Annotated in this window: 16 protein-coding genes; 8 read left to right on the top strand and 8 right to left on the bottom strand. The window is 68.1% G+C overall.

The genetic code is table 11. The features are described from left to right. Positions 1 to 105: 105 nt before the first annotated feature. From K7W42_RS04225 to K7W42_RS04210, 4 genes are all read right to left on the bottom strand, one after another. Positions 106 to 807: a fimbrial biogenesis chaperone gene (locus tag K7W42_RS04225; RefSeq protein WP_157459789.1), complete on the bottom strand. Its 702-nt coding sequence runs from the start codon at positions 805 to 807 to the stop codon at positions 106 to 108. Beyond that, positions 804 to 1,235 (bottom strand): hypothetical protein, encoded by a 432-nt coding sequence (locus K7W42_RS04220; RefSeq protein ID WP_224572561.1) that lies wholly within the window; start codon positions 1,233 to 1,235, stop codon positions 804 to 806. Before K7W42_RS04220 ends, K7W42_RS04225 begins: the two co-directional genes overlap by 4 nt. Before the next feature lie 67 nt (positions 1,236 to 1,302). After that, a complete protein-coding gene (locus K7W42_RS04215) occupies positions 1,303 to 1,827 on the bottom strand; it encodes a hypothetical protein (RefSeq protein ID WP_224572559.1) in 525 nt (174 codons plus the stop codon). A gap of 320 nt (positions 1,828 to 2,147) precedes the next feature. Next, positions 2,148 to 2,663: a M23 family metallopeptidase gene (locus K7W42_RS04210; RefSeq protein WP_224572557.1), complete on the bottom strand. Its 516-nt coding sequence runs from the start codon at positions 2,661 to 2,663 to the stop codon at positions 2,148 to 2,150. A 328-nt stretch (positions 2,664 to 2,991) separates the two neighbouring features. Here K7W42_RS04210 and K7W42_RS04205 point away from each other — a divergent pair, with 328 nt between their 5' ends. The 3 genes from K7W42_RS04205 (at position 2,992) to K7W42_RS04195 (ending at position 7,184) form a co-directional block, all read left to right on the top strand. Further along, positions 2,992 to 4,596: a histidine kinase N-terminal 7TM domain-containing diguanylate cyclase gene (locus K7W42_RS04205; RefSeq protein ID WP_224572555.1), complete on the top strand. Its 1,605-nt coding sequence runs from the start codon at positions 2,992 to 2,994 to the stop codon at positions 4,594 to 4,596. Between the two features lie 70 nt (positions 4,597 to 4,666). Then, complete coding sequence (locus tag K7W42_RS04200; RefSeq protein ID WP_224572553.1) at positions 4,667 to 5,962, top strand: M16 family metallopeptidase; 1,296 nt, start codon at positions 4,667 to 4,669, stop codon at positions 5,960 to 5,962. Continuing rightward, the gene (locus K7W42_RS04195; protein ID WP_224572551.1) at positions 5,955 to 7,184 is read left to right on the top strand and encodes a M16 family metallopeptidase; all 1,230 of its coding nucleotides are present in this window, start codon (positions 5,955 to 5,957) and stop codon (positions 7,182 to 7,184) included. The genes K7W42_RS04200 and K7W42_RS04195 overlap by 8 nt, the downstream gene beginning before the upstream one ends. A 306-nt stretch (positions 7,185 to 7,490) precedes the next feature. On the opposite strand, the gene K7W42_RS04190 is transcribed toward K7W42_RS04195, so the two are convergent. The 3 genes from K7W42_RS04190 to mqnE form a co-directional block, all read right to left on the bottom strand. Beyond that, positions 7,491 to 8,357, bottom strand: coding sequence for a menaquinone biosynthetic enzyme MqnA/MqnD family protein (locus K7W42_RS04190; protein WP_224572549.1), 867 nt, complete (start codon positions 8,355 to 8,357; stop codon positions 7,491 to 7,493). A 115-nt stretch (positions 8,358 to 8,472) separates the two neighbouring features. Next, entirely contained in the window at positions 8,473 to 8,814 is a 342-nt protein-coding gene (locus K7W42_RS04185) for a nuclear transport factor 2 family protein (RefSeq protein ID WP_224572547.1), read from the bottom strand. Positions 8,815 to 8,818: 4 nt separating this feature from the next. Then, a complete protein-coding gene (mqnE, locus tag K7W42_RS04180; RefSeq protein ID WP_224572545.1) occupies positions 8,819 to 9,961 on the bottom strand; it encodes an aminofutalosine synthase MqnE in 1,143 nt (380 codons plus the stop codon). 120 nt (positions 9,962 to 10,081) lie between these two features. Here mqnE and K7W42_RS04175 point away from each other — a divergent pair, with 120 nt between their 5' ends. The 3 genes from K7W42_RS04175 (at position 10,082) to K7W42_RS04165 (ending at position 12,610) form a co-directional block, all read left to right on the top strand. Continuing rightward, on the top strand, positions 10,082 to 11,092 hold the full coding sequence (locus K7W42_RS04175; RefSeq protein WP_224572543.1) for a GGDEF domain-containing protein: 1,011 nt from the start codon (positions 10,082 to 10,084) through the stop codon (positions 11,090 to 11,092). Between the two features lie 163 nt (positions 11,093 to 11,255). Beyond that, positions 11,256 to 11,594 carry a DUF3006 domain-containing protein gene (locus tag K7W42_RS04170; protein ID WP_157459779.1) on the top strand — a complete coding sequence of 113 codons (339 nt, stop codon included), beginning with the start codon at positions 11,256 to 11,258 and terminating at the stop codon, positions 11,592 to 11,594. Then, positions 11,591 to 12,610 (top strand): ComEC/Rec2 family competence protein, encoded by a 1,020-nt coding sequence (locus tag K7W42_RS04165; RefSeq protein ID WP_224572541.1) that lies wholly within the window; start codon positions 11,591 to 11,593, stop codon positions 12,608 to 12,610. The genes K7W42_RS04170 and K7W42_RS04165 overlap by 4 nt, the downstream gene beginning before the upstream one ends. A gap of 257 nt (positions 12,611 to 12,867) precedes the next feature. On the opposite strand, the gene K7W42_RS04160 is transcribed toward K7W42_RS04165, so the two are convergent. Next, a complete protein-coding gene (locus K7W42_RS04160) occupies positions 12,868 to 13,764 on the bottom strand; it encodes an RluA family pseudouridine synthase (protein ID WP_224572539.1) in 897 nt (298 codons plus the stop codon). 64 nt (positions 13,765 to 13,828) lie between these two features. Here K7W42_RS04160 and K7W42_RS04155 point away from each other — a divergent pair, with 64 nt between their 5' ends. Together K7W42_RS04155 and trmB are read left to right on the top strand one after the other, a co-directional pair. Beyond that, positions 13,829 to 14,575 carry an FAD-dependent oxidoreductase gene (locus K7W42_RS04155; protein ID WP_224572537.1) on the top strand — a complete coding sequence of 249 codons (747 nt, stop codon included), beginning with the start codon at positions 13,829 to 13,831 and terminating at the stop codon, positions 14,573 to 14,575. Continuing rightward, the gene (gene trmB / locus K7W42_RS04150) at positions 14,572 to 15,579 is read left to right on the top strand and encodes a tRNA (guanine(46)-N(7))-methyltransferase TrmB (protein WP_224572534.1); all 1,008 of its coding nucleotides are present in this window, start codon (positions 14,572 to 14,574) and stop codon (positions 15,577 to 15,579) included. The genes K7W42_RS04155 and trmB overlap by 4 nt, the downstream gene beginning before the upstream one ends. Positions 15,580 to 15,718 lie beyond the last annotated feature (139 nt).

The following is a 15,718-nucleotide window of genomic DNA, read 5'->3' as shown; positions in this document are numbered from 1 at the left end:
AAGATGGGCGCTGTAGCACAGGGGGAACTGGCGGCCTGGTCAGTGGTCTGGGCGCCGGCTTGAGCCGAGAGCGCCGCAGTCAGCAGCCAAGAAGCGCGCCATCCCTCAGGGAATCGAAAGCGTTTCACTCCATTCCTTGTCGTTGGTATCGGTGTAACGCAGTTCTAGAGGCCCGCTGACGACACCTTTTAAAGGCAGGCTCAGGGTGGTGCGGCCCAGGACGGCGGTGCTGCCCAGTTTGATTTCCTGGCCGCCAGTCACCACCGACAGGGCCCGGAACGTCTGATGTTGATTGCCGCTGTTTATGACGTCTAGTGTTAGGGTGCTGCCATCTTTGCGTGCGCGGAAGCTAATTTTGGGGGCGCTGTTTGCCGGCGTGACATACACCGGGAGCGACAGCTGAACCAGCTGTGCCAGATTCATGTTGGCTGCGCCGCTGCTGACCTGCTGGGTGGCCGTGCCTTCGGCCGGCACCTGCTTCACGAAGACCCGGTAGGTCAGTTCGTCGGCCCCCGCCTTTTTCAGCAGGCCCAGGCGAATGACCTGAGACTCCCCTGGTCCCAGAGTGAACGTCGCCGGATTGACCACCACGTCCCGCGTGGAAGAGTAGGCATGCTGACCATTTTCGGTGGTCCACTTGCGCACCTCGACCTGAAACTTCAGTGTCACTTTGCCTGGGTTTTGCAGGCGCACCTGCGAAGTGTTGGTGCGGGCTGGGTCCAGGTTGAACGCCGTGGGGCTGAGGCTGAAGTTCTGCGCCGTGGCAGTGCCCAAAAGGACCAGTGCGGCAAGGGTCAAGCGCTTCATGGTGTTTCTCCTGCGGGGGCAGCGTCCAGTCGGGTGGTGCTGACCGTAAAGGGCAGTTCGTAGTCGCCCCCTGCCAGTCGCCACTGCCCCGGGGCGACCTGCACATTCAGATCAAAGGTCCGCGACCCCGAGACGGTCAGGTCCAGAGGAAGGGTCAGGTGCGCCTGCGCTTCGCCCCAGTGCCCCCGCAGCCGCAGAGTGGCCACTGGCCCATTCAGAGGACCATCTGGGGTACTCAGTGCCACCACGTAGCGGCCAGCAGCCGGACAATTCACCCGGAAGTGAACCGTTCCGCGCGCGCCCGTCGGGGCGCGGTAGGGCGCCAGATTGGCCGTCAGCTGAACAATCTGGCAACTGGCGGCCGGGCTGCTGGGGCTGGCGCTGGCCGCCGTACAGAGCAGCAGGAGAAGCAGGGGGCGAATACGCATAGGGGCTCCTTGAGAAGACGCACAACCTGGCCTACGCTGCCAGGTTGTGCGTCAGGATAGGGTGGGATTACTCGTTGTACTCGAACTTCACTTCCAAGTTGCCGGTGTAGCTGCCGCCGGGGATGGACCAGGCGCTGCCGTAGCCGGTGCCAGGGCCGCCCAGTTTAAAGTCGGCGCTCCAGGCGTAGTACTGGTAAGGGCCGTAGCCCCAGTTGGGGGTGTAGCTGCCGGCTTCGCGGAACTGCACCGACAGGGGGTTGCTCAGGCTCCAGACATCGTTGTTGATGCTGAAGGTGTCACCATTTTCGTTGGTCAGGGTGATGGAGGTGGGCTGAATGACGGTCAGGGCCGTCTTGTAGTTGCAGTCCACGGCCAGCACCTGCGCCGACGAGGTCACGCTGGACACGGCGTTGATCTTGCCCAGGTCGAGGGTGCCCCAGGTGTGGTCGCGGGAAGCGCCGTCAAAGCCGCTGTACGCCGTGACGCAGACGTTGTCGACTTTCAGCTTCAGGGGGGTGGTCTGGGTGTTGGTGGTCACGGCCGAAGCGGTGCCGAGAACAGCGGTCAGGGCCAGCAGTGCAATGTTCCTCATGATCTTCCCTCCAGGGATGGGGCCTACGGTGTGGCCCAGTGATGACTGAATTGCAGGGTCATGCGGCGACCCCCTTCCGTCGTGCGGCCTGCCGGCGACTCGCACCCGATCTCAGCGGTAAGGCTTCCGGCTTCAGGCTCCAGATGGCTTCGGCGCTCCCTCGCTTCTGCCTTCCTTTTCCTGTGACATCACTGTATAAAACCTCACGTTAACGAAGCGTTAATGGCCTCTAACCTCGTGCTGTACGAATAAAACTCTCTATGAGCCTGCCGTAGCCTCTGGCTTAAGGCTTCTTAAGCGCTTAACACTTGCGCAGTGCGTTATTGCTGCCGGAGTAGCCCGAACGGATTGATGGCCCCTTGCCCCGTGTAGATGCCGTAATGCAGATGGGGCGGGGTGCCGCGCGCGTTGCCGCTGTCGCCCACATAGCCCACCACGTCGCCCGCCTGCACCCAGTCGCCGCGTTTCAGGTTGGGATACCGCTCTAGGTGCGCGTAGTAGTGCCGCTGTCCGGCGGGCCCCAGCACCATGACGGTGCGGCCACCGAGATTGTTCGCGCCCACATTCAGCACCAGGCCGCGCGTGACCGAGCGGATAGGGGTGCCGCGCGGCGCAAAGATGTCCACGCCTTCATGCCGCCGGCCCTCGCTGCGCGCCGCGCCCCAGGTGTCCACAAAGCGCTGGCCCGGCAGCGGATTGGGCAGACTGCCCGCTACCGGCGCGGGGGCCGACAGGAGAGCGGACATCCGCCGCGCCTGCTCAAGCAGCGGCCACAGGAGAAACAGCGCGCCGCCCAGCACGGCCAGTGTCAGCACCACTCCGATGACTCGTCGCATTCGGCTCAGCATGCCGCGCCCCTGACCCAGGCCAAAACCGGCAAAAGTTGCAGAGGGGGTGCCGCCTTCAGGGCGGCTGATACGGATTCCGCTTCATTACTACACGGCAAAGACAGGCACCGTCTGCGCTTCCATATTGCGAAATCCGCATCTGTTCCTGCTCGCTCGCCTGCGGCACTTTTCAAGTCTGCTGCGCCGCTTTCCAAGTTCGCTCGGATTCCACCCGGCATTCCGCTCGATTCAATCGGAGTCCGTATGAGCTTAAACTTAAAGAGAAACTAAAGGCAGGCCTGATGGCGCCTGTCTGACCGGCGCCGAGGAGCCCCACATGCTGGAATACACCCCATACGTTCTGCCCTTTCTGGTCTCGCTGGGCCTGACCAGTGCGCTGGCCCTGGTGGCGGTGGGCCGCCCCAGCCCAGCGGCCCGCACCTTTGTCTGGCTGATGCTGGGCCTGTCGGTCTGGACGCTGTGCTACGCCCTGGAACTGTGCAGTCCTACCCTGGCCGGCAAACACGCCTGGCTGGTGGCCAAGTATGTGGGGGCCGCGCCGACGCCGCTGCTGTGGCTGGTGTTCTGCCTGTACGCCACGGGCCGGGAGGCGTGGCTGACGCGGCGGGTGCAGTGGGCGCTGGCCGGGTGGGCCGCGCTGACCTTCGCCGTGGTCTGCACCGACGGCGTTCATCACCTGATGTGGACCGAACTGCGCGTGGTGCCCGGCGAACCGGAATTGCAGGCGGGCCACGGCCCTTTCTTCTGGCTGTACGCCGCCGCCATCTACGCCTCGATTCTGACCAGCGTGGTGCTGTTCACCCGCTTTTACTGGACGGCCCAACCGCTGTTCCGGCGCCAGGGGCTGCTGCTGACGCTGGGCGGATTTGCGCCGCTGGCCGGGCGCATGTCCGAAGACCTGTTCGGGCTGGACCTGCTGCTCCGCGTGGACGAGGTGATTTTCTTCTTCCTGGTCTCGGCGGTGCTGTTTGCCCTGGCGCTGTTCCGCTACAGCGCCCTGCGGCTGGTGCCTATCGCGCACCACCTCGTGGTCCACAACATCCGGGCGGGCATCGTGGTGCTGGACCTGAGTGGCCGCGTGGTGGACCTGAACCCCTTTGCCCGCGAACTGTTCGGGCTGACCGGCACCGCGGGGGTGGGCGCGCCTTCCCATACCGTGCTGCCCCACCTGGCCCCGCCGGACGCCCCCCAGACCACCGATGAGGAGGTCACGCTGCTCAGCCGGGGCCAGCCGGCCTACTTCACAGTGCAGCGCTCGCCCATCCGGGGGGCGTCGGGGCGGCTGAGCGGGCAGGCCGTGGTGTTGTTTGACGTCACCGCGCGCCGCGAAGCCGAGCAGCAGCTCCGGCAACTCGCCCAGAGTGACGCCCTGACCGGCGTGCATAACCGCCGCCATTTCGTGACCCTGGCTGGGCAGGCGCTCGCGCAGGCCGGGCGAAGTGGGCAGCCGTTTGCTGTCGTCATGATGGACATCGACCGCTTTAAGGGCATCAATGATACCTACGGCCACCCGGCGGGCGACGAGGTGCTGCGGGCGGTGGCGCAGACGTGTCAGGCCAGGCTGCGCCGCACGGACCTGTTCGCGCGCTACGGCGGTGAGGAATTCGTGGCGCTGCTGCCCGCCACGTCGGCCCCCGAGGCCCAGCAGGTGGCCGAGGCCCTGCGGGAAGCAGTCGAGGCTTTGCGGCTGGAAGACGCGGGGCGACCTATTCCAGTGACGCTCAGCCTGGGGCTGGTCGCCGGGCAGGCGGCCCAGGCCCAGACCACACAGGACCAGATGACCCAGACCCCGCAGGAACTGGACCTGCACGCCTGGATTGCCCAGGCCGACGCCGCGCTGTACGCCGCCAAGACGGGAGGCCGCAACCGCGTCACGCTGGCCGTTCCCCAGGGGCGGGGTGTGGGTCTAGTGGTGGGGTAGCGCTGGGGCGCCGGCGCCCATCCCCCCGCCGGACGCGCGAAAAAAGGCCGGCGCGGGGTAGAATGGCCGGATGCCTGCTGCTCCCCCCTCCGCCCACCTGTGGACGCTGCCCGGCGGCCTGCGCGTCGCCTTCGAGCGCCGCCGCAGTCCGGGGTTTGCCTTTGACCTGCGCCTGCCGGTGGGCAGCGCCCACGACCCGGCCGGGCAGGAAGGCGCGAGCGGTGTGCTGGAAGAGTGGCTGTTTAAGGGCGCCGGCGGCCGCAGCGCCCGCGCCCTGCAAGACGCCTTTGATGACCTGGGGGTCCGGCGGGGCGGCGGGGTCGGCCCCGAGGCCACGCGCCTGAGCGTCAGCGGCCTGCAGGCTGACCTGCGGGCGGCGCTGGCCCTGTGCGCCGATGTCCTGATGCGCCCCGACTTGCCCGAGGCTGAGGTGCCGGTCCTGACCGACCTGGCGCGGCAGGACCTCGACGGCGTGCAGGACAGCCCAGCCGACCTGCTGGCCCTGGAGGCCCGCGCCGCCGCCTTTCCCCGGCCCCTGGGGTCGCCGTTTGCCGGCTACGCCCACCCGGTCAGTGGCACGCCCGGCGGCCTGACGGCGCTGAGTCCAGCGGCCCTGCGGGCTCACCTGACGCGCTACGGCCAGGCCGGAACGGTGCTGGGGCTGGTGGCTGACCTGGACCCAGCCCAGGCGCATGCCCTCGCGCAGGAGGTGCTCGGTGATCTGCGCCCCGGCGCGGCCGACGAGGTGCCCGCCGATTTTCAAGCGGGTGGGCAGGTTCGGGTGCCGCACGAGGACGCCGAGCAGACCCACCTCAGCGTGCTGTGTCCGGGGGTGGCGCCGCACAGCCCCGACTGGCTGGCCTGGCAACTGGCTGTGGGCGCCCTCTCGGGTGGCAGCGCCAGCCGCCTGTTTCACTCGGTGCGTGAGGAGCGCGGCTTGGCCTACGCGGTCAGCGCCTCGCCGCTGGTGCTGGGGGGGCAGGGCTTTCTGAGCCTGTATGCGGGCAGCACCCCGGACCGCGCCCCCGAGACCCTGGAGGTCCTGCTCTCTGAGCTGGCGCGGCTGCCGCAGGGCCTGACGGCCGCTGAGTTTGGCCGCGCCCGCGCGGGCCTGAGCAGCAGCGTGGTCTTTGGCGCCGAGAGCCTGCGTGGCCGCGCCCACGCCCTGACCCGTGACACGGCCCTGTTCGGTTCCCCCCGCGCCCCCGCTGACCTGCGCGCGGCGGTAGAGGCCCTGAGCCTGGACGGGGTGAACGCCTTTCTGGCCGGGTACGACCCCGCTGCGCAGGCCACCGTCGTGACCCTGGGGCCAGTGGGCAACGCGGTGCCCCCGCTGTCGGCACCTCTGGAGACCACCCATGTCTGAGACCCAGCGCTACAACCTGCCGGGCGGCCTGACCCTGCTGCTTGAACCCGACCCCGAGGCCCAGACGGTGGCGGCGGGCTATTTCGTGCGCACCGGCAGCCGCGAGGAAGAGGCCGCCGAGCAGGGCGCCAGTCATTTTCTGGAACACCTGATGTTCAAGGGCAGCGAGGTCGTGGGCGCCGCCGAACTCAATGAGCGCCTGGACGAACTGGGCGGGCACGCCAACGCCTTTACCAGCGAGGAAGCGACCGTCTACCACGCCGCCACCTTGCCCGAGCAGGTGGGCGAGCTGCTGGCCATCCTGACCGAACTGATGCGCCCGGCGCTGCGCCCAGCCGACATCGACACCGAGCGGGGCGTGATTCTGGAAGAAATCGCCATGTACGCCGACCAGCCTGCCGCCCGCCTGGCCGACGAACTGCGCGCCGACTACTGGGGGGCGCATCCGCTGGGAGGCTCCATTCTGGGGACGCCCGAGACGGTTGGGGCCCTGACTCCCGCCGTGCTGGCGCGGCATCACCAGGAACGCTACGGCGCGGGCCGCGTCACGCTGGCCGTCACGGGGCAGTTTGACGCGGCGGCGGTGCTGGCCTGGGCGCAGGGGGTGCTGACCGCCTGGCCCGCTGGCCGGCCAGACGCCACCGTCTTGCCCCCGCCGGCCTGGCCGGAGCACACCCGCGTACTGCACGACCCCGACCTGACGCGGGTGCATGTGGTGGCCGCCTGCCCAGGCCTGGCCACCACCCATCCGCTGCGCGAGGCGGCGCAGGTGCTGGCCGACCTGATCGGCGGCGAGAACGGCGCGCTGTACTGGGCGCTGGTGGACACCGGCCTGTGCGACAGCGCCGACCTGGGCCACCTGGATTATCAGGGCGCCGGCACCTTTGAAGGCGGCCTGACCTGCGATCCGGAACGCCTGGACGGCGCGCTGGCGACCTTCCGGGACGTGCTTCAAAACGCCGGAACGCTCATCACGCCGCAGGCGGTTCAGCGGGCGGCGCGCAAGCTGGCCGTGGGGACGCTGCTGCGGGCCGAGACGCCGCAGGGCCGGCTGTTTGCGCTGGGCATGGAATATCTGGCCACCGAGCGGGTGCTGGACACGGCCGAACTGGTGGGGCGGTACGAGCGGGTGACGGTGCAGGACGTGCAGGAGGTGCTGCGGCTCTGTCCGTTAGAGCGGTTGACGGTGGTGGTGTTGGGGCCGGTGGGGGAGGAGAAGTAGGCTCGGTTCGCCCCACCCCCCAGCCCCCATCCCCAGGGGGGACGGGGGAGTAGACGTTGGCACTGGGCAAGAGGTTTGACTGGAGTTGGCCAGTTTGCTCTTTACGTTTATGGGTCTGGCCTCGACGCCATCCTGCCGCCCAGCGCAAGGGCCTGCGCGCTGCGCGCACAATGGCCTCGCCTGGACCTGGGCAATACGGGGCAGGAAGCCTTGGTGCAGGTGAGAGGTTCTAGTTTTCAAAAGATGCGGGACCTGAATCTCATCCCTTGCCCTCTGTCCCCCTAACCCACAACCCACGCCTTCTCTTTACCTCTGCCCGCTGCTCACTTCCTCCCGGCGGCCGGGCCTTGGCCCAAAGGTCAGTTCGGCGTGGCCTGGCACCGCCTTGGCGGCGAACTCGTGCAGGCCCAGGCGGTCGGGGGCTTCGAGATGGTAGCGGAAGTTCCAGAGGTAATGCTGCACCACGCGCTCGGGCAGGCCCAGGCGGGCGGCGTGGCGCTGGGCCACGGCGGCCAGGTGGCCAATCCCCTCGCGGCGCGCTTCCCGCATCGCCTGAATCAGGTCAGCTGGGGGCGGGTTGTCTTTGCGGTAGGCCCACACCGCAAACGTGAATGGGTGACCCGTCAGGTCAAACCACGCGCAGGCCAGGTCGGTCACGGTAATGCCGCGCCCCGTGTTGGGCAGGCTGGTCATGGTGGTCTGCGGGGTCAGGGGGCCGGCGACCCCATACCATTCCCGCAGAGCGCTGTCGCCAATGCGCAGCACGCCGTCGTAGCCCTGGCTCAGCAGGCTCTCGGCGTCGCCCTCGGCGCGTTCCAGCACGGGGGTCAGGCCCCACTCGCGCAGCAGTACTTCCAGCAGCGCCACGCTCATGGCGGACTGCGCCGTCAGGGCGATGCGCCGCACCCTGGCCAGCGGCCGAGTATGAAAGAGGTTCACCGAATACACCGGCCCCAGCACCGCTACGCTGAAGTCCGGCAGAGCTTCCAGGATGTCGGCGTGCCGGATGAATTCCACCGCGCTGATGTTGGCGATGTCCACCTGGCCTGAGAGCAGAGCCGCGTTCATCTCGGTAGGCACACCCGTAATGGCGGTGACGCCTGGCGGCAATTCCAGGGAATCCAGAATGGGCGCCACGTTCGTGTAATGAATCCAGCCCGCGCGGTAGGTCATGGGCGCTCCGCGTGCGCGTGGGGTGTGGGGCGTGGGGTGTAGGAAGTAGGAACAGCGCGGTATTGGCTAAAGCCAAAAGCTCCTACACCCCACTTCCCACACCCCACTCCCCCCTTCACGGCACCACCTGCACGCTGACCGCCTGCCACTGTCCCGCCCGCCGGGCATACACGCGCAAAAAGCTCTGGACGCGCTCGCCACCGGCGTACAGCGTGCCGCGCGTGATGGCCGCGTCACCAAACACGCGGCTGGCGTGGCGCTCGAACATCAAAGTGGGTGGGGGGTCGCGGCGCATGTTGGCCAGCAGGTCGGCCCTGAAGACCGCCGTACCGTCAGGAAAAAAGGCCAGCCAGTCCTCGGCCAGAACGGCGGCCATACGCTCGGGGTCGCCGTGGTGGTAAGCGGCATTCCAGGCGTCGTCCAGGGCCAGCACGGCGTCCAGGTCGGGGGCGCTCACGGCGTCAGTCCGCCGCTTCAGTGACGCGGGGAAAAGTATCCAGCTCGTTGTAATAGGCGTCGCGCAGCACTGGCACGCGCCCGGCGTGCTGAATCATGCGGATCATCCCGGCCTGCGACAGGGCCATAGGGGATGTGGCCCCGGCCGCGTGGGCGATGTGCTCCTCCTGAATGGTGCCGTCAATGTCGCTCACGCCCCAGTCCAGGCTGACCTGCGTCAACTCGCTGCCAATCATGACCCAGTAGCCCTTGATGTGCGGAAAGTTATCCAGGTAGATGCGCGCCACGGCCAGGTTGCGCAGGTCGTCCAGGCCCGTCGTGAAATCGGTCTTGCCCAGGTTCTGCGCCAGGGTATTGCCCAGCGGCTGAAAGGCCAGCGGAATAAAGGCGTGAAAGCCGCCGCCGTAGCGGGCCAGTGAATCGTCTTGCAACTCCCGCAGGCGGTGCATGTGGTCCAGGCGCTCTTCCAGCGTTTCGATGTGGCCGTACAGCATGGTTGCGTTGGTCCGCATACCCAGCGAGTGCGCCTCGCTGTGAATCTGCAGCCACTTCTCGGCCTTGACCTTGTTTTTGGCCACCTGCTTGCGCACCCGGTCGGCAAAAATCTCGGCGCCGCCGCCGGGCATGGCGCTCAGGCCCGCCGCCTGAAGGTCGCGCAGCACCTCTAGCGTGGGCTTTTTGCTGATCTTGCTCAGGTGTTCAATCTCGGCGGCCGTGAACGCCTTGACCTGGAGGTCGGGGTAGGCCTCGCGCAGGCGCTGCACCATGTCCGGGTAATAGGGCCACTTGTGGTTGGGGTGGTGGCCGCTGCTCATGTGCAATTCGGTAATGCCGGGCAGGTAGCGGCGGCCCACCTGGGCCACGACCTGTTCGGGGTCGTAGTCCCAGGCGCGCTCCTCGGTCTTGCGCGCGGCAAAGGCGCAGAAGGTGCAGCCGACGTAACAGATGTTTGTAAATTCCAGGCGCATCGAGTGCACGAAATACACCTTGTCGCCGTGCAGGGCTCGCTTGCGGCCGTCGGCCAGGCGCATCAGGGTATTGAGGTCGCGCGTCTGAAAGAGCGCCAGGCCTTCTTCAAAGCTCAGGCGCTCGCCGGCCTCGACTTTCTGCGCGATACCGACCAGCGCGGGATCGGAAATCCACTTCATGCTGCTCAGCATACGGCGCTGGGCGGGGCAGGAATGTCCCCGGCGGGGCGGGCGGGGGCAGCCGCCGGGGGTGCGGGGGTACAGGGGCCGGGCCCCCGGCGTGCCACAATAAGGAGCAAGGTGACCACGTCCACCGCCGATGCCCAGCGCCAGATTGCCCGGTACCGCTCGCTGGTACAGGTGACGGCGGCGCTGGCCCGGCACGCCCGCACGCCGGACCTGCTGCGGACCATGCACGCCCAGGTGCAGGCGCTGTTTGCCACGCCCGTGACTCTGCTGGCCCGGCGCCTGCCGGGAGGCGGCTGGCACTGCCTGACCCTGGAAAGTGACAGCCTGGACGAACAGAATCTCCCCCCGCGCACCGACGGCCTGCTGGAGCGGGTCCTGAATGGCCAGTTGAGGCTGCAAAACGACCTGCGGGCTTATGTGGCGCGCGAGGGCCTGAAGGTGGTGCGCGTGCATTTTCGCCACGACCTGCCGCATACCCTGTCGTGGATGGGCGTGCCGCTGCATGTGGGCGACGAGGAAGTCGGTGTGCTGTCGGTGCAGAGCTACGACCTGGACGCCTTTACAGATGAAGACCTGGAGTTTCTGGAGTTGCTGGGCGTTCACCTGAGCATCGCCCTGGAAAATGCCGCGCTGCACGAACAGGTGCAGCGGGAAGCCAACACCGACCCCCTGACTGGCCTGCCCAACCGCCGCACCCTGACCGGGCGGGTGCAGGACGCGCTGGGCAGCGGCCAGCCGCATACCCTGGCGGTCATGGACGTGCAGGACTTCAAGAGCATCAATGATGGGCACGGGCATCCGGTGGGCGATGAGGTGCTGATCGGCGTGGCCTCGCTGCTGGGCGACCTCGTGCGGACAGCGGGCTTTGTCTGCCGGCTGGGCGGCGACGAGTTTGCCGCGCTGCTGCCCTGGCCCCAGACCGAAAGTGAGGCGCGGCTGGCCGATTTTCTGGACCGTGTGGCCGCCTTCAGCTGGCCGGTGCCGCAGGCGCCGCGCCTGAATGTAGGGGCCGTGGCGGCCTGGCCGGGCGCGACCCTGAGTGACTGGCTGCGGCAGGCCGACGCCCGCATGTACAGCGCCAAGCGCCAGCGCGTACAACTGCTGCGCCAGGGCGCCGACTGAGAGCGGCCCTCAGAGGGGCCAGTAGTGGTGCGCCTCAGCTGCTGCTCAGGTGAACGAAATGAGGTTCTATCACCGATACCAGTGCCCACGGCATTGAGAGGCGCCCTGGTCCTGGAGCGTTCCCACACCTGCCCGGCGGCGCCCTGCGCTACGCTGTGGGCAGATGAACAGGGAAGGCGCCCAGGCAAAAACAGAACAGGCGGAGGAGAACTGGCCCGAACGCTGGACCGTGGACGGCCTGGAACCCACGCCGCGCGGCGTGGTGGCTCGGCTGGAGCGGCCAGACGGCACCACCGTGACCCGGCCCCTGGCAGACCTGCCTGCTGGGCTGGAAGAAGGCGACGTGCTGGCGGTGCAGGACGGCCCTGACGGGGTGACGCTGGTGCGCCTGCCCAGTGTCACGGCCGAGCGGCGGGCCGAGGCCCAGGCGCGGCTGGACGCCCTGAACACGCAGGGACAGGCGGCGCTGCCTTTGAACGACGACGGCGAGGTGACGCTGTGACGGGCGGCAAGGGTAAGAAGAAGCCGGGCGAGAAACCTGCGGCGCCGCGTAAAGCAGGGAGCAAGTCGGGGCCAGCCGCCAGGAAAGTCAAGGCGGCCTCTGCCCGCAAATCGGCCCGTAGCGGGCGCCCACGCGGCCCCAGCGCCTCAGATGTGCTGGGCGTGCTGGTGCTGTTGGGGACCGTGTCGCTGGCCGCCTGCGGCTGGATGCGTCAGCAGGGCGGCGGCGGGGAAGAGGGTACCCCCACCGGGCCAGCCGGCGAGGTCATCATCCGCTTTCTGGACGTGGGGCAGGGCGACGCCATCCTGGTGCAAAGCCCGGAAGGCAAGAGCCTGCTGATTGACGGGGGCCGCAGCGCCGAGCGGATGCGGGGCCACCTGGAAGCGCTGAATCTAACGGCCCTGGACCTGATGGTCGCCAGTCACGCCGACGCCGACCACATTGCCGGGCTGGTGCCGGCTGCGGCGCTCAAACCCCGGCTGTTTCTCAACAATGGGCTGGGCGGCACCACCCAGACCTGGGAGCGGCTGGTCTCGGCGCTGCAGGACGCGGGCACCACCTTTGCCAAGGCGAGCAATCAGACGGTCAATCTGGGCAGCGTCAAGCTCAGGGTCATTGCGCCGCCCCCCGGTGTGGGCGACGAGCAGAACGAGAACAGCGTGGGGATCGCCCTGCAATTCGGGGACTTCCGCGCCCTGATGACCGGCGACAGCGAGACCCCTGAAACCGAAGGCTGGCTGGCCCAGGACCGCGCCGACCTGCGCGGCCCCTTTCAGGTGTACAAGAGCATTCATCACGGCGCGGCGAACGGCGACAGCGCCGCGTGGCTGGCCAACGTGCGCCCCGAGAACGTGGTGGTCAGCGTGGGGACTGGCAACACCTACGGCCACCCCACCGCCCAGGCGCTGAACCTGTACAAGCAGGCGGGCGCGCGGGTCTACCGCACCGACCGTCAGGGCACCGTGACCTTCCGGGGCCGAGCTGACGGCACGTATACGGCCGAAACCGAGCGGTGAAGGGGCAGGGCTGGGCTTTCAGGTCTTCCAGAAGACGGCAGGTTCACTCGGGTCGTTGCACTGGTAGAGGGGCTTATGCAGTGGCCTTGAAATGCGCTGTCCTTGCTGCTGCCCCGTCAGGCAGAAATCCACGCGGGGTTTTCCATGAGTGCGCCGACCTGATGATTAGGCTGAGAAAGTCCCCGTTCAGCTCTGAAGGTCGTTGCCTACAACCAAAGCCTCGGGAGTGTGAGCTGCCCTCAGCGACATCCGGTCTCTTACTGTAACTCTGGCGGCGGTTCGGCCTCCACCAGCATGTGCTGCCCACTCACCGGGTGCCGAAACCCCAGCGTCCAGGCGTGCAGCCAGTAGCCCAGGTCGCCGGGCAGCCCAGGCAGGTCAGGGAGAGGCAGGCCGCCGGCGCCGTACAGCGGGTCGCCAACCAGCGGATGCCCGATGCTGGCCAGATGAATCCGAATCTGGTGGGGGCGCCCGGTGGCAATCTGCACGTCAAAGAGGGTCTGGCCGGGCGTGCGCCGCCTGACCTGTGCCCGGCTGACACTGGGTTTGCCTTCCGGTTGGGCCGCGTACACCGTGCCCAGCCGGGGATGCGGCACCGGGCCAATGGGCGCGGTGATGTCGTAGGTGTGCTGCGCGGCCTCACCGCTGCTCAGGGCGCGGTAGACCTTGGTGACTTCATGGTCGCGCCAGGCGCGGGCCAGGGCCGACCCGGCCTCGCCAGTCCGGGCGAATAGCACCACGCCGCTGGTGCCGCGTCCCAGGCGGTGCAGGGGACTGGCCCCCGGATACTGCGCGCGCACCAGACTCAGGAGCGTGTGGGCCAGAAAGCCTCCGCCCGGCAGTGTGGGCAGTCCGGAAGGCTTGTTCACGGCCAGCAGGGCGCTGTCCTCGTGCAGCACCCCAAAGTGCAGAGGCGCGGTCTCCTCCCGCCAGGGGGGGCGGTGCCACACCACGACCTGCCCGGCGCGCACGCACTCGCCCCCCTGAGCGCGCCTGCCCTGAACCTCCACCTGACCTGCCGCCAGCCGCTGAGCCCAGACCTCCCGCGCCGAGTGGGGGTAGTGCAGACTTAGAAAGTCCAGCAGGGTGCCAGCCTGCCGGACCACCGCCCGGTAGGCGTAGCCGGCGTTGCTGGGGGCGTCCTCAGGGGGCATCCCGACAGCATACGGGGCGCCGTGTCCTGGCCCTGCGCCGGTCTCTGACCCTAGACTGCGCCCTATGTTTGGCCCCGCCTCTCCCCGAAGCCGCCCGCAACCTGGGCACCTGTACGACGTGGCCGTCGTGGGCGCGGGCCTGGCCGGCACCGAACTGGCGTGGCGGCTGGCCCGCGCGGGGCAGGACGTGCTGCTGGTGTCGCAGGCCCTGGACCACCTGGGCAATCTGTACCAGCCCACCACCGCCGGCGCCGTATTCGCGCCCGGCAGCCTGTTTGAAGAGGTGCGCCTGGCCCTGGCCCCCGACACTGACGGCTGGACCTTTCACCGCCATGTCAAGGCGCGCATCGAAGAAACCGCCGGTATTCACCTGCTGCAAAGCACCGTGACGGCGCTGGATGAAGACGAGGCGACCGTGACCCTGTCCACCTGGGAAGGCCCGTCCCTGCGCGCGCGCCTGTGTGTGCTGGCGGTGGGCGCCTTTCTGAAGGGCCGCCTGCTGGTGGGCGACACGATGGAAGAGGCCGGGCGGCTCTCGGAGGTCGCCTACGACTTTCTGGCCGATGACCTGGCGCGCAGCGGCGTCTGGCTGGTGGGCGCCGAGCGCCGCGCCGAGGGTGAGGGCGTGGAACCCCCCTATGACGTGCGCTTTCTGACCCCCGCGCCGGGCGAGCTGGACGGGTTTCGTGTGGGCCGCCTGGACCGGGTGCGGATGCTGGGCCAGTGCGTGCCCGGCGACCATACCTACGCCAGCGTGCTGAATGACGCGGCCCGTCTGGCTGCCGACCTGGTGACCGAGGCGGGCGCATGATTCTTCGCCTGGGTGATTTCCAGTTTCCCGACGACCCGGCGCGCCTGTATCCGGATACGCCCGGTCGCCCCTGGGTGCTGGAGGTGGGCTTTGGCGACGGCCGCTTCTGGCCGCACTTTGCCTGCACCTTTCCCGAGGCGCCCAATTACCTGGGCGTGGAACTCTCGGGCGTGTCGCTGCTCAAGGCGGCGCGCCGCCTCAAAGACGCTGGCCTGCACAACGCCCACCTGACTAAACTGCCTGCCGACGTGCTGGTGCGCGAGGTGATTCCCCACGCCGGCCTGGACCTGATGGTGGTCAACTTTCCCGACCCCTGGCCCAAGGCCGGACATACCGACCACCGCCTGCTGCAGGCGCCGTTTTTTCGGCTGGCCGCCAGCCGCTTGAAACCCGGCGGCGCCATTTTGCTGACCACCGACCACGACGAGTATTTCGCCTTTGCCTGCGCCGAGGCAAATTCAAGCGGCGTCATGCGCGTGGAACAGGGCGAGCCGCCCGCCGCCGCCCTGGAAACCAAGTACGCCCTCAAGTGGCGCGACCTGGGCCTGGGGGTCAACCACGCCCGCTTTGTGCCCACCGCCCACGCGCCGATCTCCCACGGCCAGACCGCGCCCTATCCTGCCGACCCTCTCTCTGCCCCGGAGACCGCTGTGCCCCACGCTGTGTTGACCCTGCCCGCCGACTTTCACCCCGCCGCTTTTGACAAGGTCACGGACCGCCGCCCCCCTGGCCGTGATCCCCAGGACGCAGGCTGGACCGTGGTGCTGCTTGAGCTGTATCAGGCGCTGCGGCGTGACGGCTGGGTGGCGCTGGCGCATGTCGTCGAAGGCGAGCTGACCCAGGAAGTGCTGGTGGGCATCACGGCGCGGGAGGACGGCACCCATCTGGTGCGTCTGGCCAAGTTCGGCGGCCCGATTATCACGCCGGGCGTGAAAGCCGCCGTGGGCACGGTGACGCAGTGGCTGGAAGGGCAAGGCGCAGTGGTCAAGCACCGGGGGTATTGAGGTCAGGCGGGGCTGATGCTCTGGCCTGCCGTCTGGATCACTCGCTCTCATAGCGGAACTCAGGGTGGTTGAGGGTGATGGTCCTCAACTACGCTGAGGCGAACACAGTGAGTCTCCGGAAGAGACGGCGGCGAAAGTG

It is taken from the genome of Deinococcus betulae (assembly GCF_020166395.1).
GTDB classification, from domain to species: domain Bacteria; phylum Deinococcota; class Deinococci; order Deinococcales; family Deinococcaceae; genus Deinococcus; species Deinococcus betulae.
The sequence above is the reverse complement of the archived record's forward strand: the minus strand, read 5'-3'. Positions and strand labels throughout refer to the sequence as shown.

Coding starts and splice junctions, on each gene's coding strand:
- K7W42_RS04225 (WP_157459789.1), bottom strand. CDS start 807: ATGAAGCGCTTGACCCTTGCCGCACTGGTCCTTTTGGGCACTGCCACG.
- K7W42_RS04220 (WP_224572561.1), bottom strand. CDS start 1,235: ATGCGTATTCGCCCCCTGCTTCTCCTGCTGCTCTGTACGGCGGCCAGC.
- K7W42_RS04215 (WP_224572559.1), bottom strand. CDS start 1,827: ATGAGGAACATTGCACTGCTGGCCCTGACCGCTGTTCTCGGCACCGCT.
- K7W42_RS04210 (WP_224572557.1), bottom strand. CDS start 2,663: ATGCGACGAGTCATCGGAGTGGTGCTGACACTGGCCGTGCTGGGCGGC.
- K7W42_RS04205 (WP_224572555.1), top strand. CDS start 2,992: ATGCTGGAATACACCCCATACGTTCTGCCCTTTCTGGTCTCGCTGGGC.
- K7W42_RS04200 (WP_224572553.1), top strand. CDS start 4,667: ATGCCTGCTGCTCCCCCCTCCGCCCACCTGTGGACGCTGCCCGGCGGC.
- K7W42_RS04195 (WP_224572551.1), top strand. CDS start 5,955: ATGTCTGAGACCCAGCGCTACAACCTGCCGGGCGGCCTGACCCTGCTG.
- K7W42_RS04190 (WP_224572549.1), bottom strand. CDS start 8,357: ATGACCTACCGCGCGGGCTGGATTCATTACACGAACGTGGCGCCCATT.
- mqnE (WP_224572545.1), bottom strand. CDS start 9,961: ATGAAGTGGATTTCCGATCCCGCGCTGGTCGGTATCGCGCAGAAAGTC.
- K7W42_RS04170 (WP_157459779.1), top strand. CDS start 11,256: ATGAACAGGGAAGGCGCCCAGGCAAAAACAGAACAGGCGGAGGAGAAC.
- K7W42_RS04160 (WP_224572539.1), bottom strand. CDS start 13,764: ATGCCCCCTGAGGACGCCCCCAGCAACGCCGGCTACGCCTACCGGGCG.
- K7W42_RS04155 (WP_224572537.1), top strand. CDS start 13,829: ATGTTTGGCCCCGCCTCTCCCCGAAGCCGCCCGCAACCTGGGCACCTG.
- trmB (WP_224572534.1), top strand. CDS start 14,572: ATGATTCTTCGCCTGGGTGATTTCCAGTTTCCCGACGACCCGGCGCGC.